Consider the following 24,318-nt stretch of genomic DNA (forward strand, 5'->3'; position numbering starts at 1 on the left):
ACACGGGCGAAAGTGTTCGACTTCGACGAAGGCCGCAATCTTATGCGGTTTTCGAATAAGTCTATCGAAGGAAGGGGTTCTCCATGGTGAAGGCGGCGATCAGCCTCAAGCATATCGAGGCCTATGACGCGATCGCCGCCACCGGCTCGACGGTTGCCGCAGCATTGGAGCTCGGCATTTCGCAATCGAATGCAAGCCGGCTGCTGCAGCAGCTGGAGGATTATCTCGGCGTTCGCCTGTTCGAGCGTGACAAGAACCGCCTGGCGCCGACGCGTGAAGGCCTGCAGCTCGGACCGGAAATCCGCGCCATCGCCGACCGCCTGCGTGTGCTTAAGACGGCGGCCATCGAATTGGAGAACGGGCGCTCCCGCGACATGCTGCTGAGGCTTGCTTTTCCGGCCAGTCTGTCGTCGAACCGGATACCTAAAATGATCCGAGATTTTCTTGCGGCCAACGGCCCGATGCGGGTGGAACTGGCCTCCGGCAATTATCTGGCGCTCGAACGCATGGTAGCCGATGGCGAAGCCGATATCGGTTTCGCGCGCCTGCCGCTGGCAACTCCCGGACTGCGGCAGGAAAAGCTGCTGCCGTCGCGGATCGTCTGCGTAGTGCATCGGGATCATCCGCTTGCCGAGCGGTCGTCGCTGACGATCGCCGAGCTGAAGGGCCACGATCTCATCGTCCTCAATCGCGAACGGCCCGTCCGCCATCAGCTTGAGGCGCTGTTCTATCAGCACGGCTTGCGACAGCGGCCGTTGCTGGAGGCGCATTCCGTCGCAAGCGCCTGCGCACTGGCCGCCGAGGGTCTTGGCATCGCGCTGGTCAGCGAACTGATCGCCCGCGAATACGCGGCACTGCCCTTGCGGTTCGTCGTGCTTGAACCGGAGCTGCCGGTCACATATTGCCTGCTCAGCGGCGAAAAACATCCGCTGTCACGGGCCGCCAGCCTGTTCCTGCAGAGCATTGCCGGCTGGTCGTGAGCGAAATGTTTTCCCACGGGGCACGGCCAACAATAGCAGGCAGCCGAAGTCGTCGCTGCACTACAAGCCGGCAGCGCGAATTGTCGACCGCTGGCGATCAATTGCCAGGCTGCGGGCTACCCTCGATAGGGCATCAAGCCGAATCCCGGCATCCGGGTTTGCGAATGCAGCATCGAGCGTGTTGGCATATCCATCAAACCTCGACAGTTCCTGGTCGAAAACAGCGGCCTCGACCGGTTCGGCATAATATGTTTCGGCGACTTCCTGCGCCGCGAGACCGAGCATGAAATAGCCGACCACGCGATCCGGATCGTCGATGGCGGCCTGCCCGGCGGCCACAGCCGCGGCGCGATAAGCGCGCACCGCATTGCCCTTCTGGCGGATGATGTCTGTGATGTTGGAGAACATGGGACCAGTTTCCTTCGCTGATTGGCCGCCGACTGACGTTTCATGGGGATTGCCGAGGAACTCATAGAGGATGGCTGTGGCGATTTCGAAATCGCCGATCTCCATCGCCTCCTGCGGATTATGCGATCCGTTGCGGTTGCGGATGAAGATCATGCCCGACGGAATGCCGGCCGCGGAAAAGACCGCGGCGTCATGCCCACCGCCGGACGGGATCAACGTCGGCTGCACGCCGACGGTTTCCGCCGCCTCGGTCAGTCGGGCGATCAGCGACTGGCTGCAGAGCGCCGGACTGGTCCATAGCGCCTGGCCAAGATCGAAACGGACGGCGCGTTCGTTCTCGATACGCGTCACGTGCTGGAGGACGAGTGCGTGCATTGCCTCCAGCATATCGCGGTCCTGGCTGCGAACGTCGAGGCTGAATTCGACACTGTCCGGAATGCGGGAGAGGGCATGCTTCTGCTGATCGGTTGAGACCATGCCGCTGGTAACGACGAGGTCGCGGCCCTTGGCGACGAAATCATGCCAGGCGGCGTCAAGCACGTTCAGGAACTCCGCCATTGCGAGCACCGGATCGTGCCGATAGGCAAGGGGAACCGCGCCGGAATGGCCGGCTTCGCCGAAACAGGAAATTTTCTTGAAGCGGAAGTTGCCGCGAATGCCAGAAACGATCGCCGCCGGCACATTACGCTCGATAAGCACAGGCCCCTGTTCGATATGCACCTCGACATAGGCTCTGACCGCCGAGCGATCCAGGAGGGGTTTGCCGGCCCGGATCGGCGCCATGTCGATGCCGACCGCTTCCATGTGTTCATCGAGTGTGCGGCCGTCGCTTTTGTGGCGAGCGGAAAGTTCATCCTGCGAGAGCACGCCGAGCAGCGCCTTCGAGCCGATGTAACATGGGCCGAACCAGGCGCTCTCCTCGCCGCGCATGGCGATGACCTTTACCGGTTCGGGGAAACGAGCGCCTTCGCGCTTCGCCCGGACGAGACAAAGCAGCCCGGCCAGCACGCCGGCAAGCCCGTCGAAATTGCCGCCGCTGGGGACGCTGTCGACATGCGAGCCGACGAGGACATAGTGCCCGGCCCCGGCATGTTGGGGCAGCGAGAAGACGAGGTTGCGACCGGCATCCCATTCCGTCACGAGGCCTTCCGAATGGGCGAAGTCGACCAGGAAATCCAGCGTTTCAGTCTCCGCCCTGGAAAAAGCCGGACGGCTCACGCCCTCGACATCTGCGGTACGCTCGGCGATCTCGGCAAACAGCTGGGCGGCGACACCGGCAAGGTCAAAGCATGCGGGTCTTTCGAGAACGGCGGCATTCATCACGCATACTCCGCAAGGGTAATGGCTTCGTCGGCGATGTCGACCGAACCGATCAGGGCGTCGACGGAGGCAAGGCCGCGTCTTTCAAGTTCCTGTTCGAGTTCGCCGATGAGGCGGGGCATGGTAATGGGACTGATGAACGTGGCGGTGCCCACTTGCACGGCGCGGGCGCCGGCGATCAGGTATTCCAGCACGTCGTCCACCGTCGAGATGCCGCCGCAGCCGATGACCGGGATGGAAACTGCCCGGGCACATTGGTAAGTCATGCGCAACGTAATGGGCTTCAGAGCGGGACCGGAAAGTCCGCCCATGACATTGCCGAGGCGCACGCGGCCGGTGGCGCTGTCGATCGCCATGGCAAGCATCGTGTTGGCGGTGACGAGTGCGTCGGCGCCGGCCGCCTCGGCCGCCTGCGCGACCTCCACCACCTCGCCGGTATTGGGCGAAAGTTTTGCCCAGAGGGGAAGGCCGGTGGCGGAGCGCATCTTGCGGATGACGTCGCCGGTCGGGCCCGGCCGCATTGCGAAGGCTTTGCCGTGATCCTCGACGTTAGGGCAGGAAATGTTGACTTCGATCGCCGCGACACCCGGCACGCTGACCTCTTCGGCGAAACGTGCGAATTCGTCGGCGGAATTGGCGGATATGCTGACCACCAGCGGCGCATCGTAGCCTGCATAGAACGGCACGGTGTTCTGCAGAAACCACTGAGCGCCCTTGCTGGGGATGCCGATCGAATTCAGCATGGCGCCGTTCACCTCGCAGACCCGCGGCACCGGATTGCCGGCGCGCTTGCCTTGGGTAATGGTCTTCGTCACGTGTGCACCCAGGCATTCGAGATCGAAAACCTCCGCCATCTCTTCGGAAAAAGTGCCGGATGCCGGCATGATCGGGTTCTTGAGCGTCAGCGCGCCGATCCGGGTGGTGAGGTCGGCCATTACAGCACCTCCTGGAGATCGAAGACCGGTCCTTCGCGGCAAACCCGGAGATTCACGGCGCCGTCCTCGCGCCGAAAAGGTCGCACGCAGGCCTGGCACATGCCGATGCCGCAGGCCATATGCTGTTCGAGCGCCACTTGTCCGCCAATGCCGTGGCGGGCGCCGATCTTCTGCAGCATGCGCATCAGTCGCGCCGAGCCGCAGGTGAAGAAAGCGTCGATGCCGCGGCTCCGGATCAGGTCCTCGATCAGGGGCGTCAGGCTTTCGGTATCCGAATTGCCTTCAGTATCCGTCACGGTGATGACTTCCGCGCCGAAGGAGCGGAAGAGGTCGGTCGACATCAGCAGATCGGGTGCGCGGGCGCTGCAGATTGCCGTCAGCGGCAGTCTGAGGCGAGCGCATTCCTGCGCCAGCGGGGCGAGTGTCGCAAGCCCCACGCCGCGGGCGATGAGCAACGGGCGGCGCCATTCTGGGCGGATCTCGAACCCCTGGCCGAGGGGACCGACGATGTTCAGGACATCGCCGGTTTCAAGGCCGGCCAGAGCGCCGGTGCCTTCGCCTGCGACCTTGTAGAGGAACGCGAGTTCGCCGTTTTCGCGATCGTAGGAATAGATGCTCATCGGCCGGCGCAGATAAGGATGAAACCGATCCGTCTGCGGGCAGAGCAGGTGAAAGAACTGCCCCGGCTGGCAATCCAGCACCGAACGCGGCGCGGAAAGCGTAAGAAGGCGATATTGGCCGTTTACCCATTCATGCGCTTTGACCCGGCAGTCTACCTCATGGACGGAGTGACGCACGGGAGCGGCGGTGGGAGCAAAATCGGAGACGACGCAAAGGCTTGCTGGCATGGCGGTGTCCGGAATCAAGAAAAATAATGCCCTCGGCGGATGGACCGCCTATCGGATCGGAATGTCGGTTGGTGGGCGACGTCGGGCTTCAGCACTTCGCCCTGACCGTCGCACGGAGTCGCTCGCCTTGGATCAGCGTCGGAGAAGGTGGCGGTCGGACATCATAGGGTGCTCCCTGCGTTCGGGGTCCAAAAACAGAGCCTATTGTGGAAATGCGAAAGCTGTCAAGACTATTCTCAAAAATGAGAATTATCGCATGAAGATTAACTACATTGCGATTATTCCAGTTTTTGTTTAAGGAGTCGAAGGTTTGGCAACAGGATGACGGGAGGAATCGCCTTGGACTTCGTGAGTTCCACAGAGGATGTCGGTCGTCGCCTTCGCGCGTTCCGGATGGGGGCGGGGTTTACCCCGGAGGAGCTCGCCGCCAAGGCCGGCGTTTCACGGGCTGCGATCTATCGCTACGAGTCCGGCAAGCCGCCGAAGGTGGATACGCTTGGCAAGATCGCTGATCTGCTTGGCGTCTCGCTGCCGACCCTGCTCGGCGTCGGCGTCGAGTATATTGCTTCTGCTGTCAGTTTTTTCGAGCGGATGCGCCAGCTTGAGGAGGATGTGGACCAGATCACCGTAATGTTCGGGCCGATCTCCTATCTGCTGACGACCGACCGCTATGACGAGCTTCTGCCGACCGTACTCGATGAAAGCATTCCTCAGGACGTCAGTGACCGAAAGACGGCGATCCGGGAAATCTCAGCTTTGATGGATATCCTGAAGGCCCGCAAGGAGACGTTCCGCAGGCGCAGCCCGAGCATCGTCAGCTTGGTTTCTGCCGCTGAACTGGAGGAGTTCGGCCGTGTGGGGTTCGTCGGCGCCCATGATCATCCGGGTGTCAGACTGTCGGAACGGCAGGCCGCCGCCCGCGCCGAAATCGAGCATATCGTGCATATGCTGCGGGAGCAGCCGATCGGCGTTCAGATCGGCGTTGTGATCGATTCCATGCCGGGCGCAAGCTTCCAGATCTTCAAGCGGGCCGACAGGGCACAGGTGGCGGTCAGCCCCTTCCGGCTTGGTTCGTTCGCCAATATCCGCGTTGGCGTCGCCACCATTACTGCGGCCGCGGAGGCGGTTCAGCTCTATGGTGGCATTACCGACCAGCTCTGGCGGCGTAGCCTCAAGGGCGATCAGGCGGCCGATTTCATCGAGAAAACCGTCCTCAAGAGACAGGCTGCTGCCTGAGTTCTATCAGGACGCGAAACACAATTGCGGACGCAATTTTGATACAAATCTCATCTTTGAGATTTTTGTTGCGCGCCTGAAAGTTTTGTGAAAGCTTGACGTCTTTCCGGGGCAGGCGGGCGGTCCACGGGGATTTATCTCCTCGCGGATCAATTGTTTCCCCAGCAAGGCAGGGAGTTTTTGGGTGGCGCAATCGGAGCGGATGATCGATATCGCGGGTGTTCACAAGACATTCGTGGCTGACCATGGGACGGTGACGGCGCTGGAGCCTGTCAGCATCGCCATCAGGGAAGGCGAGCTCATCTCGATCGTCGGGCCGTCCGGCTGCGGCAAGTCCACGCTCCTGCGGTTGATTTCCGGCCTCGACCAGGCGACCGGCGGTTCGATCACGCTCGATGTCTCCGGCCGCAAGCGCCCCGTCGGTTTTGTCTTCCAGGAGCCCGTGCTGCTGCCGTGGAAGACCATTGTCGACAACGTCCGTTTCCCGCTCGATACAGCCGGCGTTGCCAGGGCTCAGGGCGACAAGACCGCCCTCGACCTGATCAAGATGGTGGGGCTCGCCGGTTTCGAAAAGGCGTTGCCGCGCCAGCTGTCTGGCGGCATGCGCCAGCGTGCGGCGATCGCCCGCGCGCTTTCCGACGATCCGCCGATCCTGCTGATGGACGAGCCCTTTTCTGCCGTCGATCTGATGACCCGCGACAATCTCAACGACGAACTGCTGCGCATCTGGCAGTCGACCGGCAAGACGATCCTGCTGGTCACCCACAGCGTCGACGAAGCCGCCTATCTGGCCGATCGGGTGATGGTCATGACGGCCCGTCCGGGCAAGCTGAAATGCGTCCACAATGTCGAGCTTGCTCGTCCCCGTGGTGAACAGACCAAGCTCGATCCGGCCTATCATGCGCTGGTCGCCCAGCTGCGCCGCGATCTGCGGACGCCGGCCGGGGAGGGGCATTGATGAACAGGCGCTTTTCCGCGGCGGTCGACTACACGCTGGCGCTTGCCGTGCTCCTGTTTGTCTGGTGGTTTGCCACGGGGCCGATGGCCCTGCCGACCTTTCTTCTGCCGTCGCCGCTGCGCACCTGGAACGCGCTGGTCACCATTGCGCTCACCGGCGAGCTCTGGCTGCATCTCGGCTTCACGCTCCAGAACATCGTCCTTGGCCTAATCCTCGGCTGCATTGCCGGCATTGCGATCGCCTATATCATGACCCGCTTTCCGAAGCTCGCTGTCTGGCTCGACGGGCCGCTGGTCATCCTGCAGACGGCGCCGAAGATCGCGCTTGCGCCGCTCTTCGTCGTCTGGTTCGGCTTCGGCGTGCTCTCCAAGATCATCCTGATCTTTTCGCTGGTCTTCTTTCCCGTCTTCGTCGGTGCGGTCGCCGGCTTCCGCACGCTCGATCCGAAGATGAAGGATCTTTCGAAGCTGCTCGGTCTCAGCGCCGTGCAACGCTTTCGCCAGATCGAACTGCCGGCGGCAATGCCGGAGATCTTCGTCGGTCTGAAGATCGGCGCGGTGCAGGCGCTGGTCGGTGCGGTTCTGGCGGAATGGATGTCCGGAAAGGTCGGGCTCGGTTACCTGATGACCTTCGCATCGGCCACTTACAAGACGCCGCTTCTGTTCGCAGCCGTCCTGATGACCGTTGTACTCGGCCTGGTCCTGCATGTCGCGCTGACCATTCTCGAACGCCGGCTTCTCTCCTGGAAGGGTGCGAAGAATGGCTAGGACCAGCGCTGCCTTTCCCTGGAAGAACGGCCGCCCGCCGCATCTGCCTTGCGGTCCCGGCGACATTGCCGAAAACGTGCTGACGCCTGGTGATCCGGATCGCGTGGCGCTGCTCGCCGACATGCTGGAAGATGTGCAGGACTTCGGCCGCAAGCGCGAATTCGCCGTCATCACCGGCAGTTATGAAGGAAAGCGGCTGACCATCTGTTCGACAGGCATCGGTGGCCCTTCGACCGAAATCGCCCTTGTGGAACTCGCCATGCTTGGCGCCAGGCGTGTCATCCGGATCGGTGGCATGTCAGCGCTCGTCGCGGAATACACCGTCGGCTCCTTCATCGCGGTCGACAGGGCGATCGGCGATACCGGCACTGCCATGACATATCGGGCAGCCGGAGGCGAAGCAAAGGCTTCACCGCAGATAACCCAAGGCCTCGTCGCCGCCGCGGCCGAGTTGGGCCTGACCTGCCGACCGGGCATGGTCGCTTCGACCGACAGCTACTATTTCGGCCAGGACCGCCGTTATCGTCCGCTCGACGATGGCGCCGATATCTCCGCCAATTTCATCGACCGCTTCCAAGCTCAAGGTGCCGTCGGCGTCGAGATGGAGAGCGAGATCACGCTGACCGTCGGTGGGGCGATCGGCCTCGAAACCGGCTGCCTACTTGGTGTCCATGGAAATCGCGCCACCGATGATTGGCTCGACGACTATGAGGCAACCCAGCGAAACCTTCTGCGCATTGCAGGAAGGGCATTTTCCTCCACAGAATGGGAACTCGGGAGCCAACCATGATCCAGTTTCGCGTGACAACCGCGGCAAGCCTGCTCGCTCTTCTTACCTCGCCCTTCTTTGCTTCGATCGCGGGAGCGGCCGACAAGGTCGTGCTGCAGATCGATGGCGCAGCCGCCCCTTTCTACTCGCCGCTTTATGCCGGCGTCGACAAGGGCATTTTCGAGAAGAATGGCATCGAAGTCGAATTCATCTATGCTGCTGCCGCCGACATCCTGACGAACATCGCCGCCGGCAATGTCGATTTCGGTTTCCCGAACGGTGATGCGGTGGTCGCGGCTGCCGCTAACGGCCTGCCGGTCAAGGTCGTCCACACGACCTATCAGCGCGGCATCGGCGCGCTTCTGGCCAAGGAATCCAGTGGCATCAAGACCTACAAGGACCTGAAGGGCAAGAAGATCGCCGTTACCAGCCTTGCCAGCCCTAACTATCTTCAGCTCCAGGTCGGCCTCAAGCAGGCCGGCCTCAGCCTCGACGATGTCAGCGTCGAAGTTGTCGCGACCGGCGCCATCGTGCAGTCGCTTCAGGCCGGCCAAGTCGATGCGATCGTCTTCTCCGAGCTTCGCAAGTACAATCTCGAAGCCGACGGCACCAAGGTCACGATGATCCTGTCGAACGATTTCCTGCCGTCCTTCGGCAACGTCGTTGTCACCAGCGCGAAGAAGCTTTCGGCAAACCCGGATCTCGTGAAGCGCTTCACGACCGCCGTGACCCAGTCCTATGAATGGGTCATCGATGGTCATATCGGTGACGCGCTCGACATCTCGCTTGCCAAATACACGCCGACCTGGCCGAAAGACCAGAAGGCCATTCTGACGACCGCCTTCGAACAGACCTTCGTGCCGTCCGTCTGGCAGAGCGCGCTGACCAAGCAGAAGGGCCTGGGTGCCGCCGATCTGGCCGCTTGGCAGAAAAACGCCGATATCCTGGCGCAATACAAGGTCATCGACAGCGCCCCCAAGGCGGCCGACTTCGTCGTCGATCCGTCGACGATCGGTAAGTAGACATGATCCTGCGTGGCATAGCGGGTTTGATCGCAACCCTCGTCCTGTGGACGGCGATCGTCGTCATCTTCAGGGTTCCGGCATTTCTTCTACCGGGACCGCTGGAGGTGTTCGCCCGTCTGCTCTTCCTGTTCGAAAACGCCAAGCTTTTCCGGCACATCGGCGTTACGCTCACGGAGATCGTCGCAGGTTTCGTGATCGGGACGGCGGTCGGTATTCTTGCCGGAGTCGTCTTCGCGCGGCTTCCCCGGGTCGAACGTTTTGCCACGCCGCTCATCCTGCTGCTACAGACAGCACCGAAGATCGCGATCGCGCCCCTGCTGCTGTTGTGGCTGGGAATCGGGCCAACGCCCAAGATCGTACTGATCGCGATCGTCACCTTTTTCCCCGTCATGTCCGGCATGGTGACCGGTCTGCGTTACGGGGAAGGCAGTTTTCGCGATCTCGCCGCCGTACTGAAGCTCAGCCCCTGGCAGAGCTTCTGGCATATCGAGCTGCCGTCGGCGCTGCCGGCGGTGCTTGCCGGCATGGCGGTTGCAACGACGCTCGCGATGACCGCCGCCGTCATCGGCGAATTGATGGGCGCCAATGAGGGCATCGGCTATCTGCTGTCCTCCGGCCAGGAAAACAGCGATACTGCCGTCGTCATCGGCATGGTGCTCCTGCTGTCGCTGATCGGATGGGCCTTCTACGAGGTCATCGAACTGATCCGCCGCCGTTCGCTCGGCCGGTTTCAACTGAGCTGACGGGTTAGGTCATGGCGCGCGTTTTCCTCTGTGTCCTCGATTCCGTCGGCTGCGGCGGCGCGCCGGATGCGGCCCGTTATGGGGATGAAGGCTCGAATACCTTGCTTCATATTGCCGAGGCCTGTGCCGCTGGGCGCGCGGAAGAGGGGCGCAGCGGACCGCTGAGAGTTCCGAACCTCGACGCATTGGGATTGGGTGCCGCAATTCGGCTCGCATCGGGCAGGACGGCTCCCGGTCTCGGCGCTGCACCGATCGGTCGTTGGGGTGCGGCGCAGGAAATCTCTGCCGGCAAGGATACCCAGAGCGGCCATTGGGAACTCGCCGGCCTGCCGGTCACCCGTGACTGGCATTATTTTCCGCGCACGATACCGGCATTTCCGGATGATCTGATGGCCGAACTCGAAGCACGCTCCGGCATTTCCGGAACGCTTGCGAATTGCCATGCTTCGGGCACCGAAGTGCTCGACCAGTTCGGTGCCGAGCATATCGCAACCGGCAAGCCGATTGTCTACACCTCCGCCGACAGCGTCGTGCAGATCGCTGCCCATGAGACCCATTTCGGCCTTGAGCGTCTGCTCGATCTTTGCCGTATCGCCGCCGAAATCTTTCATCCGTTGAATGTCGGCAGGATCATTGCCAGGCCCTTCGTCGGCGAGGCGCCAGGCGCCTTTGTCCGCACCGCAAACCGCAAGGATTTCGCCATCGCCCCTCCGGACGGAACGATCTGCGACCGGGTTGTAGCCGCAGGCGGCGCGGTCCATGCGGTCGGCAAGATCGGCGACATCTTTGCCTACAAGGGCATTACCGACGTCTCCAAGGGCAGCGACGACATGGCGCTCTTCGAGCATGTGCTTGGCTGGTGCGGCCGTGCCGAGCCGGGCGATCTGGTCTTTGCAAATTTCATCGAGTTCGACAGTCTCTGGGGCCATCGCCGCGACGTTTCTGGCTATGCCCGCGCGCTCGAAACCTTCGACGCTCGCCTGCCGGAACTCACACGGCGCCTGCGCATTAATGATCTGCTGATTATCACCGCAGACCATGGCAACGACCCGACCTGGGCGGGCACCGATCACACCCGCGAGCGTGTCCCGGTGCTGGCGACCGGGCCGGGCATAAAACCCGCGGATCTGGGTATCCGCGGGTTTGGTGATGTGGCGGAGATGATCGCGGCGCATCTCGCACTGCCCAAAAGGGGTTGACTAGCCGCCGATGCCGAAGGTGGCTCCCCGCGTCGCCCAGCCGGTCATGCGGCGTTCTATGAAGGCGAAGATCATATACATGAGGACGCCCATGAGGGCGATGACGACAAGGCCTGCAAACACAAGCGGGATCCGGAAATTGGCGGACGCCTGGGTCATCAGCGTTCCGATGCCCCGGTTGGAGGCAAGCGTTTCCGAGATGACGGATCCGACAAATGCAAGCGTGATAGAGATCTTCAGCGACGCGAACAGGTAGGGCATGGAACGTGGAATGCCGACCTTGCGGACGATATCGAGTTGGCTTGCGCCCAGCGAGCGCAAGACGTCGCGCAGGTCGGTCTCGATGGTCGCGAGACCTGTCGCGACGTTTACCGCGATCGGGAAGAAGCTCAGCATGAACGCGGTGATCACGGCGGGTATGGTGCCTATGCCGAACCATACGACAAGGATGGGTACGATCGCCACCTTCGGCACGGAATTGAAGCCGACGAGCAGCGGGTAAAGGCTCGTGTAGGCGAGCCTGGACGATCCCACCATCACACCGAGAACCGCGCCGAATCCCACCGCGACCGCGAAGCCGATGACCGTCGTCAGCAGCGTCTGGCTCGAATGAAACCAGATGATATAGGCGTTTTCATAAAGGGCCGCCGCGATCATCGTGGGTGCCGGCAGGACGAAAGGCGGGATATCAAAGGCTTTGCAGGAGAGCTCCCACAGGACGAGCAGGATAACCGGCAAAGCCACAGGGCCGACACGTTCCAACATGCTCATCGTGCCTTTCCTGCTGGTTTTGCCGGTGCGATTTCAATCGGCATTCTTTGCGAGCGGATATCCGAGCGCAGGTCCATGACGTTTGCGTTGAACGCGGGATTCAGGAAGGTCTGCTCGCCTCTCGGTCGGCTGAACGCCGACGTGTCGACCGTCCGAACAACCCGGCCCGGCCTGTTGGACATGACATGGACGCTGTCGGCGAGATAAAGCGCCTCCCTGAGATCATGGGTCACCAGAATGGCGGTGAAATGTCGTTCCAGCCAGATCGCCTGCAGCACATCCCACAATTCCTCCCGCGTGAATGCATCGAGTGCACCGAAGGGCTCGTCGAGCATCAGCAGCCGCGGCTGGTGGATCAACGATCGGCAGAGAGACACGCGTTGCTGCATGCCGCCGGAAAGCTGCCACGGATAATGACTTGCGAAACTCTCCAATCCCACGATCCGCAGAAGATCCATGGCCCGGTCGACGAATTCCTGTTTCTTCGCACGGAACTGATGGCGCTCGGGACGAACGACTTCGAGAGGGAGCAGGACGTTTTCCAATGTCGTCCGCCAGGGCAAAAGATTCGGATTCTGAAACGCCATTCCGACGATGCTGACCGGGCCTGAGATTTCGTGCTGGTCGACCAGAACGGCGCCGGTGGTGGCGGGCATCAAGCCCGTCACCAATTTCATCAGCGAGGATTTCCCGCAGCCGGACGGTCCGACCACCGCCGCGAAGGACCCTTCTTCGACCTTCATATTGAGGCCTGATACCGCCGGCGTCTTGCCGTAAGAGAGGCTGACGTCAATCAATTCGACGAGGTTCTTCATCCGGGCCGCCAGAAATGTCGTTTCGGAACGATTTATGAGATGCTTGCTGGGAATTGCTTACTTCGGCGGCATCCGTTCAGCTGACGGCGGGAGGTATTCGGTCGTGTAGACCTTGTCGGCAGCGGGTGCCGCGATCTTGTAGGCGTCGCTGTTCGTCTTGATCGTCAGCGCCATGCGGGCAGGATCCACGTAACCGAGACCATTCGTTTCGAACGAAGGGGATTTCAGAACACCCTTGTCCAACAGGAATTTCAGGCGTGCCGCCTCGAGTTTGACGTCATAGAGTGGTTCGATTTCCTTCATCGCCTGCATGCCGGCCTCCGGGTTTTTCAGGAGAGCGATTGTGCCGGCGATCGAGGCCTTGACGAAGCCCTTGATGACGTCCGGGTGCTTGGCGATATAGTTCGGGGTTGCAACCAGCGCGCTGCCATAAAGGTCGAGCCCATTGTCGGCATAACCGAGCACGGTGATGTCTTTTTCCGGTACGCCAGCCGAAATGAGGTTGAAGACCGACGTCGAGGAGAAGCCGGAGATCGCATCCACCTGGCCCTGCACCAGCATCGTCTCACGCAGGTTCGGCGCGATGGTGACCCAGTTGATCGAGGCGGGGTCAATCTTGTTTGCCTGGGCAAATGCGCTGAACATCAGGCGGCTTGAATCGGCTTCCGGAGCGCCGATCTTCTTGCCGGCAAGGTCTGCAGGCGACTTGATGCCGCTCTTGGCTAGAGCAATGATCGAGTTGGGGGTCCTGTCGAACACCTGATAGAACGCAATCAGATACCGATCGGGATTTTCGGCATTGAACTTGATGAGCGAGTTGATGTCGGTGAACCCGATGTCGTAGGCGCCCGCTGCGACTTTAACGATGGTATCGCCCGAGCCGTAGCCCCGGTCCATGGTGACGTTCAGCCCATTGGCCTGGAAATCTTTATTCTTGAGGGCAAGACCCCAGATGGCATGGTTCCCCTGCAGGGTCCAATCCAGCGAGAACTTCACCGGCGTCAGGTTCTGCGCGATACCGGAAACGGCGGAGCTGACCAGTGTCCCTGCGGCAAGCAGGATTGCTGCAATTGCTTTCATCATTATCACGTCCCCTTTTTTGATGTTGTAAACGGGCTATCTCAAAATTTAGACGATGTCCATAATATTTAGACAAGGCATATAAAATGAAGTATCCCTCGTTCTCAATGAGGAGAATCGCTGATGTCGGAAAGGCGAACGATGCCAGCGGAGGAGGCCGGCATACTGAAGGATATCGGCCAGCGGCTGAATGCGTATCGCCTGGGGCACGGCCTGTCTCCCGAAACGCTTGCCGACAAGCTCGGCGTTTCCCGTGCCGCGCTTTACCGGGCGGAAAAAGGAGAGATCCTCAAGATTGAAACCCTCGTTCGCATCAGCCGTGTGCTGGACGTCTCTCTGCCCAATCTCCTGGGGGTAGGTATCGAATATGTGGATACCGCCTTGGGTTTTTTCGAGCGAATGCGTCAGATTGAGGCCGAGAGCGAGCAGATCATCGGCTTCTTCGGTCCTCTTTCGTATCTCCTGACCTCTCCCGCATATGACGAGATGCTCGCGCTTGCGATGGATGACCTGAGATCCAAGGACGACGAGACCGCGACGGCCATCGACAGGCTTCTGTTGGTCCTCCGGGAGCGTAAGGAAGCCTATCAACGCCGCCGCCCCCTGCTGGTCAACCTGATCGCAGCCTCCGAGCTGCGACGGTTTCTGTCGAATGGGCTGATTGGGCGCGATGATCTCTCAGCTTCGGACCGGCGAAATCGACAGTCCATGGCCAGGTCCGAGGTCAAACACATTGTCGAGCTCGTCAAAAAGCCGTCGATCGGCGTTCAGATAGCGGTTGTGCCCGGCCTTGTTCCGGCGACGAATTTTCAGATCTTTAGGCAGGCGGAGCGCTCTGTCCTCGCGATCAGTCCGTTTCGCCTTGGAGAACAGCCAAACGTCAGGGTCGGGGTCGGGATCATCACCGCATCGCTCGAAGGCGTGAAACTGCATGAGGAAATTGCCCGCAGGATGTGGGAAAGCGCCCTGAAGGGCGAGGATGCGATCGATCTCATCACCAGCATGATGGCTGAAACGCGCCATTGAAATGTTGCACAGGATCGATGTTTGCAGAACCGGGCGCCATCGATACGTCAGTTATTGAGCCTTTATATGATCGGAAAGTGAGTTTCCTTATGTCTTCGCCTTCAGCCATTCTTCTCGACCTCGATGGAACCTTGATCGACTCAGAGCCGGGCATCCTGTCCAGCTGCCGCGCGGCCTTGCGGGCTCTCGGCCATACGACAGATCCGGCAATGGACATCGCCTCGATCATCGGGCCGCCGATCGAAGACGTCATGCGCTATCTTCTCCAGCCATTCGGCGACAGTCGCGTGTCGGAAGCGGTCGAGGCATATCGTGAAGACTATGGGACGCGGGGCCTGCTGCTCAGCGAGCTCTACGACGGAATTGCAGACGCTCTTTTTGCAATGCGGGAAACGGGTGTGAGCTTATATCTGGCAACGTCGAAACGGGCGGTGTTTGCTCGGAAGATTCTTGAGAACAAAAATCTGGCTCCGCTTTTCGACGGCATCTACGGTTCGGTGCCCGGCCAGGATATCGACCACAAGCCGGAATTGATCTCCCACATTCTGGCGGAGAATGGTCTGACCGCGGATCAGTGCATCATGGTCGGCGATCGCAAATTCGACGTCGCCGGCGCTCATGCCAACCGCATGCGGGCGATTGGTGTCCTGTGGGGATATGGCAGCCGCGAGGAACTGGAGATCGCCGGGGCGGATCGCTTGATCGAGACGCCGGCCGAATTGATTGGCAGTCTTCGATGGTGACCCTGATGTCCATCATCCAAGGCGATGGGTCAGATTTTGCCGATGCGCCGGCAGGGCAACGGGCTCGTTATCGGGCAGCATGATGGCTTGAGCGGATCCGGTCGACATTACATCGTCGACCGTGGTTACGCCGCCTGGACATCGGTTTGAGAGAAGTCGTTACCCTTGAACAGCAGCGGTTCGCCAGTCGCTTTCGCTAGAGCATAAGCAAAGCAGTCGCCGAAGTTGAGACCGGCCTTGTGACGGCCTTTACCGAAATCTAGAAAAGCCTGTCGGGCCAGTTCGCCGTGATCAAGAGTGACAGGCTCGACGATGATGCCGGCGCGCCGGAGGAAAGCCTCCGCCTGGCGCATACCATCAGGGCCGAGCTGGCCTTCCACCACCATCGACAACTCCACGTAATTCGCTACGCTGATCCGCGTGAGCTCGACGTCATGGATGGCCTTAACAAACCCTGCCGCCTCGGGCTCACGATAAAGAATTGCGACCAGCGCCGAAGTGTCGACGATCATTTTGGCAGGCCGTTCTCGTCATAAAGGAAATCGGCATGATCGACATAGGGGCGTTTGACGTTCGCCGCAGCGCGATCGGCGATCGCGAGAAGCTCCTCGACGCTGGCCCGGCCTTTTCGGCGTTCGATCTTGGCAAAACGCTCACGCAACGCCTCGGTGACGACACGGGTCATGCTTTCTCCCGTGGCGTGAGAGATCGCCTGTGCCAGGCGATGGGCTTCCGGATCCTTGATGCTAAGGCTCATGTGGGATAGCTCCCGTATAGAAAAATAGCGTTATTTCTAGATTTCTACATAAAAATCTTGTCGCATTCAAGTAGGCAAGATATGTCGATAATGCAAGGGTTTTGTGTTCGGATCCGTTCAAGAACCACGACTAAGCCAATGTTCCGCCAACGTATTCGGCGTGTGCATGTTGTTATAGAGATAGTTCCAAAACTCACCTTTTTCTTCAACACGTATCTGAGACCAGACCGAGTGAACCGCCATCTCTCCGCACCAATATGCGTAGACAAAAGGAGCGCGCAGATCATGACGAAGGAAGGCGAGGCGGGATCGGGTAACGTCAGGAGATTGTAGGGAAGCAGCAGCGATACTCGGCACGACTTCATCAAAGGATTGCCCCTCGCCAAGCAGTTGCCAGGCGGCGCGACACCTGAGCGCGGAACGAAGGCGCTGCAGAAGGTGGCCGAGATGATCCTCCGGCGTTTCGATCCAATCGAGAAATTGCATGCCATTGTCGGCGATGCCTTCGAAAATCGCCGAACTTGCCGAACTCGTGACCACCTGAGCGGCATCAAGCGGCATCAGGCCTTCCGCCACGCGCCTCTCGCGCAGTTTCAGGTGAACGAGATGGCCCGGAAAAGCCTCGTGGACTGCCAGGTGCTTAAGTCCAAAAGCAGTGTAAGGAAAGTCGACATTGAGCAGCAGTCGTCTGCCGGGGAAATCGCAATAGGCCGAGTAGGGCACGTCCCGCTGGGCGATAGGTTTGATCCATTCGTCATTCACCCAATCGGCCCTTAACGCGGTTGCCAGTATGCCGCAGCGCGTTCGTGCCTGACGCTGAAAGTCCGCAAGCACGTCGAGCACCTTGTCCGATGGTATCCGGGCGTGCTGCTCCCAGCGCGCAAAATCCTCAAAAAGGCTTCCGTCGCGGAAGCCGAGTTCATCCAACACCTCACGAATTCCTCTGTGATATCCCGTGATTATCTCTTCGGGTATATCGCGGGCGCCGACACGGATCTGCCGCTCCAGCCTCTCACCAAAACTGATGGAATCGCCCCGGAAAGTGGCAATCAGGGCGAGTAACGAGTCGGACATCTCGTCGAGCCAATCCCCGCGCAGCGCGGTTTCGGCTTGCCCGAGACGATCGCGAAAGGACAGGAGCGCGGCTTCCGCTTCGTCATAGCTGTCAAATCGCAGCGGCGATATCTCGGCGACGGCGACGGGTATGAGCCCTTCGGCGTCCAGAATGCCGGCATTGCGATTGCGGCTGCGATAGAGCAGGTCAAGACCCGCCGTTATCGCCGCCAATTCTCTTCCCAGCTTCATCCACTTATCTCCGGTTCTTTACGAAATGACCGCCGCGAATGATGATTGGCATATGGGCGCCTTGGTCGGTGAGCAACGACATGTCGTCGAGCGGATTGCCGTCGATCACGATCACGATCAGGTCGGCGAAGGCGCCGGGGGCGATACAGCCGATCTTGCCCTCCATCCGGAGCAGCTTCGCCGCGACGTGGGTTGCCGAGGCGATCACCTCGTGGGCGGGAAGGACGCGGGAGCGGATCACGAATTCCTCGGACTGGTGCCGGTGCATTTCGCCCAGAAGGTCGGTGCCATAGGCCATTGGCAGCCCGGCTTCGCGCATGATCGTCAGCGATTCCATGCCGGCGAGCCGCACCGAATCCACCTTGGCGACGGAGGCGGGCGGCAAGCCGAGCGCCGGGCCCTCGACGCCGAGCTTTTCGTAGGTAACGAGCGTCGGCACCGAGATGCAGTCGTTTTCGACAGCGAATTTCGCGGTTTCGGATGTGATCAGGTTGCAGTGTTCCAGCGAATGAATGCCGCATTCGATCGCCCGGCGGATAGCCTTGTCCGTATAGAGATGCGCCGCGACATAGGTGCCGGCGTTTTCGGCCTCTTCGACAGAGGCGATCAGCTCTTCCCGCGAAAAGCCGAGAAAATGGATTGGGTCGGTCGGCGAGGCGATGCCGCCATTTGCCATGACCTTGATGAAATGTGCACCGGATTTCAATTCTTCGCGGGCGGCCTTGCGGACTTCCGGCACCCCGTCGCAGATGCGCCCGAGATTGCCGAGCGTATGGCCGGTCTTCGGCGTCGGCGTGTCGTCATAGGGGCCACGATAATCGGTATGGCCGCCGGATTGCGACAGCGCCTTGCCGCAGATGTTGAGCCGCGGCGTCGGCCACGGAGCTTCCTGCGTTGCCGCCAGCAGCCCGGAGGTCGCGCCGCCCAAATCACGGACCGTGGTGAAGCCGCGCATCAGCATCTCGCCCATGATCCTGAAGGCGCGCACGGTGACGATCGGATCGGGAAGTTTTGCGTTCTGGCCGAGGTTTGCCATGCCGGCGATGACATGCACATGGGCGTCGATCAGGCCCGGCATCAGCACCTTGCCGGCAAGGTTGATCCGCTGCGCGCTGGCACTGTTGATGGAGGGCGAGACCTCACGAACCATATCGCCCTCAACGAGAACCGACATCGGTTCGCTCGGCTCGGGGCTCGTTCCATCGACGATACGGGCGTTTTCAAAAAGAATGGTGGTCACGGGATTTTATCCTGTTCAGGCTTTTGAAGTGCCAGCGCGGCGGGCTTCGAGAAAGGCGGGGATCAGCAGCGGCGCGAATTGTCTGGCGAGCTGCACATGCTTTCCCTCGTAGAAGAATTCCTCGTGCAGCAGGTTGATCGTGCCGATCGTCTCGCCGTTGTAGACGACCGGAATATTGATCGCCGAATTGAGGCCGAGGCTCGCGATCAGCTCGTGATCGAAGAAAGCCCACCTGACCGCCTCCCGGTCGCGTCCGAGGAATGGTTGCTGTCGGCGCAGCACCAGGTCGCCCCAGGGCGTCATGCCCATCGGTTTGCGGCCGAAGACGGGATAGACGTCCGGCATGTTGGAATAGACGCGCGCCACCTCGTCGCCGTCCTTATAGAGCAGCGTCAGCAGCCGGTGCCCGACCCGGGTGGCGAGTGCGGTATCCAATGCGTCGAAGAAAAAGTTCGGCTGGCCCGGTTCTGCGAGAAGCTCGATCAGGTCTTCGGTCATCCTAAACTCCTTATCGGTGATGGCAGGCGACGGACTGGCCATCGGCCTTCCGTTCGAGCGGCGGTTCGGCTTGCCGGCAGATATCGGTCGCGAGGGAGCAACGGGTGTGGAAGGCGCAGCCCAAGGGTTTTCGCGTGGCGCTCGGAATGTCGTCGCTGACGGCGCTGAACTTGTGACGCTTGCGCGGATCATGTGCCGGCGCGGAGCGCAGCAGCAGCTCCGAATAGGGATGAAGGGGGTTCGTGAAGATCGCCTCTTTCGACCCGGTCTCGACGATCTTGCCGAGATACATGACGGCGACCCTGTGCGAGACGTGTTCGACCACGCCGAGGTCGTGCGAGATGAACAGATAGGAGAGGCCGAGTTCCTTCTGCAAATCGGCGAGCAGATTAAGGATCTGCGCCTGCACCGAGACGTCGAGCGCCGAGACGGGTTCGTCGCAAACGATGATATCCGGCCTCAGCGCCAGTGCCCGCGCAATGCCGATCCTCTGGCGCTGGCCACCGGAAAACTGGTGCGGGAAGTTGTCTGCCTGATCGGGTCTGAGGCCCACCAGCGACATGAGTTTCGCCACTTCTGTCCTTCGTTCCCCCACAGTGCCGATGCCGTGGATATCGAGCGGCGCGCGGATGATGTCGCGCACTTTCTGACGAGGATTGAGCGAGGAGAACGGGTCCTGGAAGATGATCTGCATGCGGCGGCGGTAGGATCGCGGGATGCTCCGCATCTGCGTGACGTCCTCGGCTCCCTGCATGGCGATGTGTCCCTCAGTGGCCTTCACGAGGCCCATCAGGGCGAGCCCGGTGGTCGACTTGCCGCAGCCGCTTTCGCCGACAAGGCCGAGCGTCTCGCCCGAACCGATCGAGAAGGAAACGCCGTCGACGGCCTTCACCTCGCCGACCTGCCGCTGGAAGACGCCAGAGCGGATGGCAAAATGAACCTTGAGGTTTTCGACCGAAAGGAGAGGGGCCGCGGCATCAGGCATTGTCATGCTCCCAGCAGGCGGCAAAATGACCGGGCTTCTTTTCGATGAAGGGTGGGCGTTCCTCCAGGCAGCGAGCCGAGGCGCCGGGACAGCGGGGCGCAAACGCGCAGCCCTTCGGCAGGTCCCAGAGCGGCGGCACGGTGCCGGGAATATCCGTCAGCCGTTCCGGGGCGGCTTCCGTTCTGTCGCGATGGGGGACGGCGCCCATCAGGCCGATCGTATAGGGATGGATCGGGTTGTCGAAGAGTTCGTAGACGCTGCATTCCTCCACCCGCCGGCCGGCATACATGACGATGACGCGGTCGGCGATTTCGGCAACCACGCCGAGATCGTGGGTGATCAGGATCTGCGCCGTGCCGAGCCGCTTCTGCAGGTCGGAAATCAGTCCGAGAATCTGCGCCTGCACGGTGACATCGAGGGCCGTCGTCGGCTCGTCGGCTATGATGATCTTCGGCTCGCAGGCAAGCGCCAGAGCAATCATCGCGCGTTGCCGCATGCCGCCGGAAAGTTCATGCGGGTATTGCCTTGCCCGCCGTTCCGGGTCTGGCATCTGGACCAGTTCCAGGCATTTGACGGCGCGCGCAAAGGCCTCGCGCCGTCCAAGCCTTCGATGCTGGCGGACGGATTCAGCGATCTGTTCGCCGATCGTCAGCACCGGGTTCAGCGCCGATAGCGGTTCCTGGAAGATCATGGCGATCTTGTCGCCGCGGAGGTTCTCGACCTGGCGCCGATCCATGGCGAGAAAGTCCTCGCCATGGATCCTGATCGAGCCGGAGGCGACACGGGCGCTGTCGGGCAGGAGGCGAAGCAGCGACAGCGCGGTCATCGATTTGCCGCAGCCGCTTTCGCCGACGATGCAGACCGTCTCGCCGGGGCGAACCGAAAGGCTCATCTCCGAGACGACGGGGAAGGCCCCGTTCTCCCCGAGGATTTCGACATTCAGGTCGCTGACGGCAAGCGCCGGTTCCATCGTCTTTTCCATTGCGCGATCTTGCATCCGTTCATTCCATCTGCCGGAGGGATCCGATCAGTCGGTAGACCCTTCGATATTGCCGACCATGAAGCCGTAATCGCCGGCTTCCACGAGATTGCGGGTCAGGTGTTGCATGACCATGATGCCGGTTTCGAAGGGCGTCGGGATTTCCTCGATCGTCTCGAAGTCGTAGGGACTGACGACACGGCCGAGCAACGAACCGCCCCTGATGATCTCGCCGTTTGCCGGCGAGAGCGGCTCCAGCCAACCGCCATGTTTCGGACGGATGCCGACGAGCTCGGTGATGACGACCTGCTTCGGATTGGGGATCACTTCGCCTTCGATCGAGCCGATCAGGCGGAGCTGGTTCAGCAGTCCATCGACGGTGCGCTTCGCATAGGGCGTCTGGTCGACGATACCGCCGCCGAGCTCGATGGTCACGACCTTGGTACCGTGGCGGTCCATCGAGACGGACTTGCTGGTGCCGGAATAAACCGTGCCGGCCTTACCCGTCGTTGGGCGATAGAGGATTTTCGAACCGAAAGCGCGCGATAGCGGCTCGTCGTTCCAGATGTAAACATAGTCGACCGTCGGCCGGTCCGTGCCGGAATGCAGGTCGAGATTATAGTCGATCTTCGCGAAGAATTCGTGCGCCAGCGCATCGGCAAGCTGCTGACTGTAAGTGCCGCGAGGATCGCCGGGGAACTCGCGGTTGAGGTTCATCTGATCGAGCGGATTGTGACGATGGTTGACCGCAAAGGAGCGCGGGTTTGCGACCGGAAGCAGGATGATGCGACCCCTGAGCGGCATGTCCTTGATGATGCGGAACAGGTCCAGGATCGCCTGCGAACCGGTATTTTCGTTGCCGTGGATCGAGGCGGAAATCCCAACCGTCGGGCCATCCTGTTCACCCACCAGTTCGTGCATGAAGATCACGGCATCACTACCGTCCGCATGGGTGGTGAATTTGGGACGGAGCTTGTTGATCGACTTGACCATGGATGTTTCCTTTCAGCGTCTTGTCGTATTGATCCGAGGAGTTGCCTATTTCTTCTTGCCCGCCGAGCGGGAGAGATGGCGGGGGTCGAACGCATCGCGCAGGCCGTCACCGAGCAGATTGAAGCCGAGCACGGTCACCATGATCGTGGCGCCGGCAATGATTGCCAGCCACGGTTCGTCGCGCATGAAGCGGGTGCCGTAGGCAAGCGTCCAGCCCCAGGTCGGCGTCGGCGGTGGCAGGCCGAAACCGAGAAAGCTGAGCGCCGATTCCGAGATGATCGCGGTGCCGAAGCCGAGCGAGGCGAGCACGATGATCGGCCCCATCGCATTCGGCAGGATTTCCTTGACCAGGATGCGGACCGGATGAGCGCCGAGCGCCCTGGCGGCCTGTACGTAATTCTGCTCGCGTAGCATCAAGGTGGTCGCCCGAACCACGCGGGCATATTCCGTCCAGGCGACGACGATGATGGCGATTGCCACGTTGATCATGCCGGGGCCAAGCACCGCGACGATCGCCAGCGCCAGTACGATCGCCGGGAAGCCCAGGAATATGTCCGTGATCCGCATCAGGATCAGATCCGTCCAGCCGCCGAAATAGCCAGCCGCGAGTCCGACCGCCGTGCCGATGACGGTGGAGACCAAAACGGAGATGCAGGCGATCGTCAGCGAGATGCGTGCGCCGTATATAAGCCGCGACCAGAGGTCTCGCCCGAAATTGTCGGTGCCGAGCCAGTGGGTGAGCGTCGGGCCGGAGAAGCGGTTGCGCATGTCCATCTGCTCGACGCCATGCGTAGATAGATAAGGAGCGAAGACAGCACAGACGACGATCGCCAGCACGATGATCGAGCCGAGGATGAGTGAAATATTGCGGAAACGCCTGAATAATCTCATGAGCCTCAACCCAAACGGATGCGCGGGTCGACGACCGCATAGAGAAGGTCGACGACCAGGTTCACCAGTGCAAAGATGATCGCGAAGGTGAGCACGATGCCCTGGATGAGCGGCAAGTCGCGCTGCGAGATCGCCGTGATAGTCAGTTGGCCGAGGCCCGGCCAGGCGAAGATGGTTTCAGTCAGCACCGCGCCGCCGAGCAGGGCGCCGAAGCGCAGTCCGATCACGCTTAGCACCGGCAGCAGCGCATTGCGCAATGCGTGGCGGATGATGACGCGATTGCGGCGCAGGCCCTTGGAATAGGCGGTGCGGATGAAATCCTCCCGCAGCACTTCGAGCATGGCGGTGCGCACCAGGCGGGAGATGATCGCCGCCGAGTTCGCGGCGAGCGCCAGCGCCGGCAGGAGGATGTGGGCTAAGCTGTCGAGCAGCACCTGCGGACGACCGGTCAGCGCCTCCCAGACCGCTTCGGGGAAGGGGGCCCCGCGGCCGATCGCCGGAAGCCAGCCGAGAGTCACGGCAAACAGCAACATCAATAGCAGGCCGAGCCAGTAGACCGGCATCGAAACGCCAAGCTGGGCGAAAATCATCGATACGGTATCGACGATCGAACCCTGTCGCGTGGCAGCCAGCACCCCGAGCGAGATGCCGACGAGACAGGCAAGGATCAGCGCCAGGACGGCCAACTCGATAGTCGCACCGAGCCTGCCGGCTATGATCTCCGACACGGCCTGGTTCTGGAAGATCGAACGGCCCATGTCGCCGCGCAGCAATTGCGCGAAATAGACGCCGAGACGGATATACCAGGGATCATTGAGGCCGAGCGCGTTGCGCAGGTTGTTGATCGCTTCCGCCGAGGCCTCTTGGCCCAGCAGCACCGAGGCAGGGTCGCCGGGGATCAGCAATAGCAGTCCGAAAGTGACAATGACCATGCCGGCGGCCATCGGGATCAACAGCAGGATTCGACGGACGATATAGGCTAACACGAGGCTGCTCCCCTGATATGTGCCGAAGCAAAGGTCATGACAGCACGATCTCCTCGAAGCG

The 24,318-nt window shown here is 61.0% G+C and carries 25 protein-coding genes and 1 pseudogene; 10 read left to right on the top strand and 16 right to left on the bottom strand.

The genetic code is table 11. The features are described from left to right. Positions 1-42: 42 nt before the first annotated feature. A pseudogene (locus AC1DLT_RS25610) lies at positions 43-980 on the top strand (LysR family transcriptional regulator). 60 nt (positions 981-1,040) lie between these two features. Here AC1DLT_RS25610 and AC1DLT_RS25615 read toward each other — a convergent pair. Genes AC1DLT_RS25615 through AC1DLT_RS25625 form a run of 3 tightly spaced genes read right to left on the bottom strand, consistent with a single transcriptional unit; the run spans position 1,041 to position 4,491 of the window. Then, the gene (locus tag AC1DLT_RS25615) at positions 1,041-2,708 is read right to left on the bottom strand and encodes a hydantoinase/carbamoylase family amidase (RefSeq protein ID WP_477488615.1); all 1,668 of its coding nucleotides are present in this window, start codon (positions 2,706-2,708) and stop codon (positions 1,041-1,043) included. After that, on the bottom strand, positions 2,708-3,643 hold the full coding sequence (locus AC1DLT_RS25620; protein WP_477488616.1) for a dihydroorotate dehydrogenase: 936 nt from the start codon (positions 3,641-3,643) through the stop codon (positions 2,708-2,710). The genes AC1DLT_RS25615 and AC1DLT_RS25620 overlap by 1 nt, the downstream gene beginning before the upstream one ends. Continuing rightward, on the bottom strand, positions 3,643-4,491 hold the full coding sequence (locus tag AC1DLT_RS25625) for a dihydroorotate dehydrogenase electron transfer subunit (protein ID WP_477488617.1): 849 nt from the start codon (positions 4,489-4,491) through the stop codon (positions 3,643-3,645). The genes AC1DLT_RS25620 and AC1DLT_RS25625 overlap by 1 nt, the downstream gene beginning before the upstream one ends. A 348-nt stretch (positions 4,492-4,839) precedes the next feature. On the opposite strand from AC1DLT_RS25625, the gene AC1DLT_RS25630 reads away from it, so the two are divergent. The 7 genes from AC1DLT_RS25630 to AC1DLT_RS25660 all read left to right on the top strand — a co-directional run bounded on the left by AC1DLT_RS25630 (position 4,840) and on the right by AC1DLT_RS25660 (position 11,188). Continuing rightward, the gene (locus tag AC1DLT_RS25630) at positions 4,840-5,727 is read left to right on the top strand and encodes a helix-turn-helix domain-containing protein (protein ID WP_477488657.1); all 888 of its coding nucleotides are present in this window, start codon (positions 4,840-4,842) and stop codon (positions 5,725-5,727) included. A gap of 184 nt (positions 5,728-5,911) precedes the next feature. Further along, positions 5,912-6,685, top strand: a complete 774-nt coding sequence (locus AC1DLT_RS25635; RefSeq protein WP_477488618.1) for an ABC transporter ATP-binding protein — start codon at positions 5,912-5,914, stop codon at positions 6,683-6,685. Then, positions 6,685-7,452: an ABC transporter permease gene (locus AC1DLT_RS25640; RefSeq protein WP_477488619.1), complete on the top strand. Its 768-nt coding sequence runs from the start codon at positions 6,685-6,687 to the stop codon at positions 7,450-7,452. The genes AC1DLT_RS25635 and AC1DLT_RS25640 overlap by 1 nt, the downstream gene beginning before the upstream one ends. Beyond that, entirely contained in the window at positions 7,445-8,242 is a 798-nt protein-coding gene (locus AC1DLT_RS25645; protein ID WP_477488620.1) for a nucleoside phosphorylase, read from the top strand. The genes AC1DLT_RS25640 and AC1DLT_RS25645 overlap by 8 nt, the downstream gene beginning before the upstream one ends. Beyond that, complete coding sequence (locus tag AC1DLT_RS25650) at positions 8,239-9,243, top strand: ABC transporter substrate-binding protein (RefSeq protein WP_477488621.1); 1,005 nt, start codon at positions 8,239-8,241, stop codon at positions 9,241-9,243. The genes AC1DLT_RS25645 and AC1DLT_RS25650 overlap by 4 nt, the downstream gene beginning before the upstream one ends. A 2-nt stretch (positions 9,244-9,245) precedes the next feature. Further along, the gene (locus AC1DLT_RS25655) at positions 9,246-9,989 is read left to right on the top strand and encodes an ABC transporter permease (protein ID WP_477482293.1); all 744 of its coding nucleotides are present in this window, start codon (positions 9,246-9,248) and stop codon (positions 9,987-9,989) included. An 11-nt stretch (positions 9,990-10,000) separates the two neighbouring features. Then, on the top strand, positions 10,001-11,188 hold the full coding sequence (locus AC1DLT_RS25660) for a phosphopentomutase (protein WP_477488622.1): 1,188 nt from the start codon (positions 10,001-10,003) through the stop codon (positions 11,186-11,188). On the opposite strand, the gene AC1DLT_RS25665 is transcribed toward AC1DLT_RS25660, so the two are convergent. From AC1DLT_RS25665 to AC1DLT_RS25675, 3 genes are read right to left on the bottom strand one after another with little or no spacing between them, the layout of a single operon-like run. After that, a complete protein-coding gene (locus tag AC1DLT_RS25665; protein WP_477488623.1) occupies positions 11,189-11,959 on the bottom strand; it encodes an ABC transporter permease in 771 nt (256 codons plus the stop codon). It abuts the gene before it with no gap. Beyond that, positions 11,956-12,774: an ABC transporter ATP-binding protein gene (locus AC1DLT_RS25670; protein WP_477488624.1), complete on the bottom strand. Its 819-nt coding sequence runs from the start codon at positions 12,772-12,774 to the stop codon at positions 11,956-11,958. The genes AC1DLT_RS25665 and AC1DLT_RS25670 overlap by 4 nt, the downstream gene beginning before the upstream one ends. Positions 12,775-12,831: 57 nt before the next feature. Beyond that, positions 12,832-13,857, bottom strand: coding sequence for an ABC transporter substrate-binding protein (locus AC1DLT_RS25675; RefSeq protein ID WP_477488625.1), 1,026 nt, complete (start codon positions 13,855-13,857; stop codon positions 12,832-12,834). Between the two features lie 120 nt (positions 13,858-13,977). Here AC1DLT_RS25675 and AC1DLT_RS25680 point away from each other — a divergent pair, with 120 nt between their 5' ends. Continuing rightward, a complete protein-coding gene (locus AC1DLT_RS25680; RefSeq protein WP_477488626.1) occupies positions 13,978-14,880 on the top strand; it encodes a helix-turn-helix domain-containing protein in 903 nt (300 codons plus the stop codon). Positions 14,881-14,969: 89 nt separating this feature from the next. Continuing rightward, positions 14,970-15,623 (top strand): HAD hydrolase-like protein, encoded by a 654-nt coding sequence (locus tag AC1DLT_RS25685; protein ID WP_477488658.1) that lies wholly within the window; start codon positions 14,970-14,972, stop codon positions 15,621-15,623. 125 nt (positions 15,624-15,748) lie between these two features. On the opposite strand, the gene AC1DLT_RS25690 is transcribed toward AC1DLT_RS25685, so the two are convergent. The 10 genes from AC1DLT_RS25690 to AC1DLT_RS25735 form a co-directional block, all read right to left on the bottom strand. After that, a complete protein-coding gene (locus AC1DLT_RS25690) occupies positions 15,749-16,135 on the bottom strand; it encodes a type II toxin-antitoxin system VapC family toxin (protein ID WP_477488627.1) in 387 nt (128 codons plus the stop codon). Beyond that, a complete protein-coding gene (locus AC1DLT_RS25695) occupies positions 16,132-16,380 on the bottom strand; it encodes a type II toxin-antitoxin system VapB family antitoxin (RefSeq protein ID WP_040124628.1) in 249 nt (82 codons plus the stop codon). Before AC1DLT_RS25695 ends, AC1DLT_RS25690 begins: the two co-directional genes overlap by 4 nt. A 117-nt stretch (positions 16,381-16,497) precedes the next feature. Further along, positions 16,498-17,685, bottom strand: a complete 1,188-nt coding sequence (locus tag AC1DLT_RS25700) for a hypothetical protein (RefSeq protein WP_477488628.1) — start codon at positions 17,683-17,685, stop codon at positions 16,498-16,500. A 4-nt stretch (positions 17,686-17,689) separates the two neighbouring features. After that, positions 17,690-18,925 (bottom strand): metal-dependent hydrolase family protein, encoded by a 1,236-nt coding sequence (locus AC1DLT_RS25705; RefSeq protein ID WP_477488629.1) that lies wholly within the window; start codon positions 18,923-18,925, stop codon positions 17,690-17,692. Between the two features lie 15 nt (positions 18,926-18,940). Beyond that, positions 18,941-19,423, bottom strand: a complete 483-nt coding sequence (locus AC1DLT_RS25710) for a GAF domain-containing protein (RefSeq protein ID WP_477488630.1) — start codon at positions 19,421-19,423, stop codon at positions 18,941-18,943. Positions 19,424-19,433: 10 nt separating this feature from the next. After that, the gene (locus AC1DLT_RS25715; protein WP_477488631.1) at positions 19,434-20,408 is read right to left on the bottom strand and encodes an ABC transporter ATP-binding protein; all 975 of its coding nucleotides are present in this window, start codon (positions 20,406-20,408) and stop codon (positions 19,434-19,436) included. After that, positions 20,401-21,405 (bottom strand): ABC transporter ATP-binding protein, encoded by a 1,005-nt coding sequence (locus AC1DLT_RS25720; RefSeq protein ID WP_080719332.1) that lies wholly within the window; start codon positions 21,403-21,405, stop codon positions 20,401-20,403. Before AC1DLT_RS25720 ends, AC1DLT_RS25715 begins: the two co-directional genes overlap by 8 nt. 30 nt (positions 21,406-21,435) lie before the next feature. After that, entirely contained in the window at positions 21,436-22,380 is a 945-nt protein-coding gene (locus AC1DLT_RS25725; protein WP_477482282.1) for a succinylglutamate desuccinylase/aspartoacylase family protein, read from the bottom strand. Positions 22,381-22,425: 45 nt separating this feature from the next. After that, on the bottom strand, positions 22,426-23,271 hold the full coding sequence (locus AC1DLT_RS25730) for an ABC transporter permease (protein WP_040124652.1): 846 nt from the start codon (positions 23,269-23,271) through the stop codon (positions 22,426-22,428). Positions 23,272-23,276: 5 nt separating this feature from the next. Then, positions 23,277-24,257 (bottom strand): ABC transporter permease, encoded by a 981-nt coding sequence (locus AC1DLT_RS25735; RefSeq protein WP_477488632.1) that lies wholly within the window; start codon positions 24,255-24,257, stop codon positions 23,277-23,279. Positions 24,258-24,318: the final 61 nt, after the last annotated feature.

This window comes from Neorhizobium sp. 05N33, assembly GCF_056397445.1.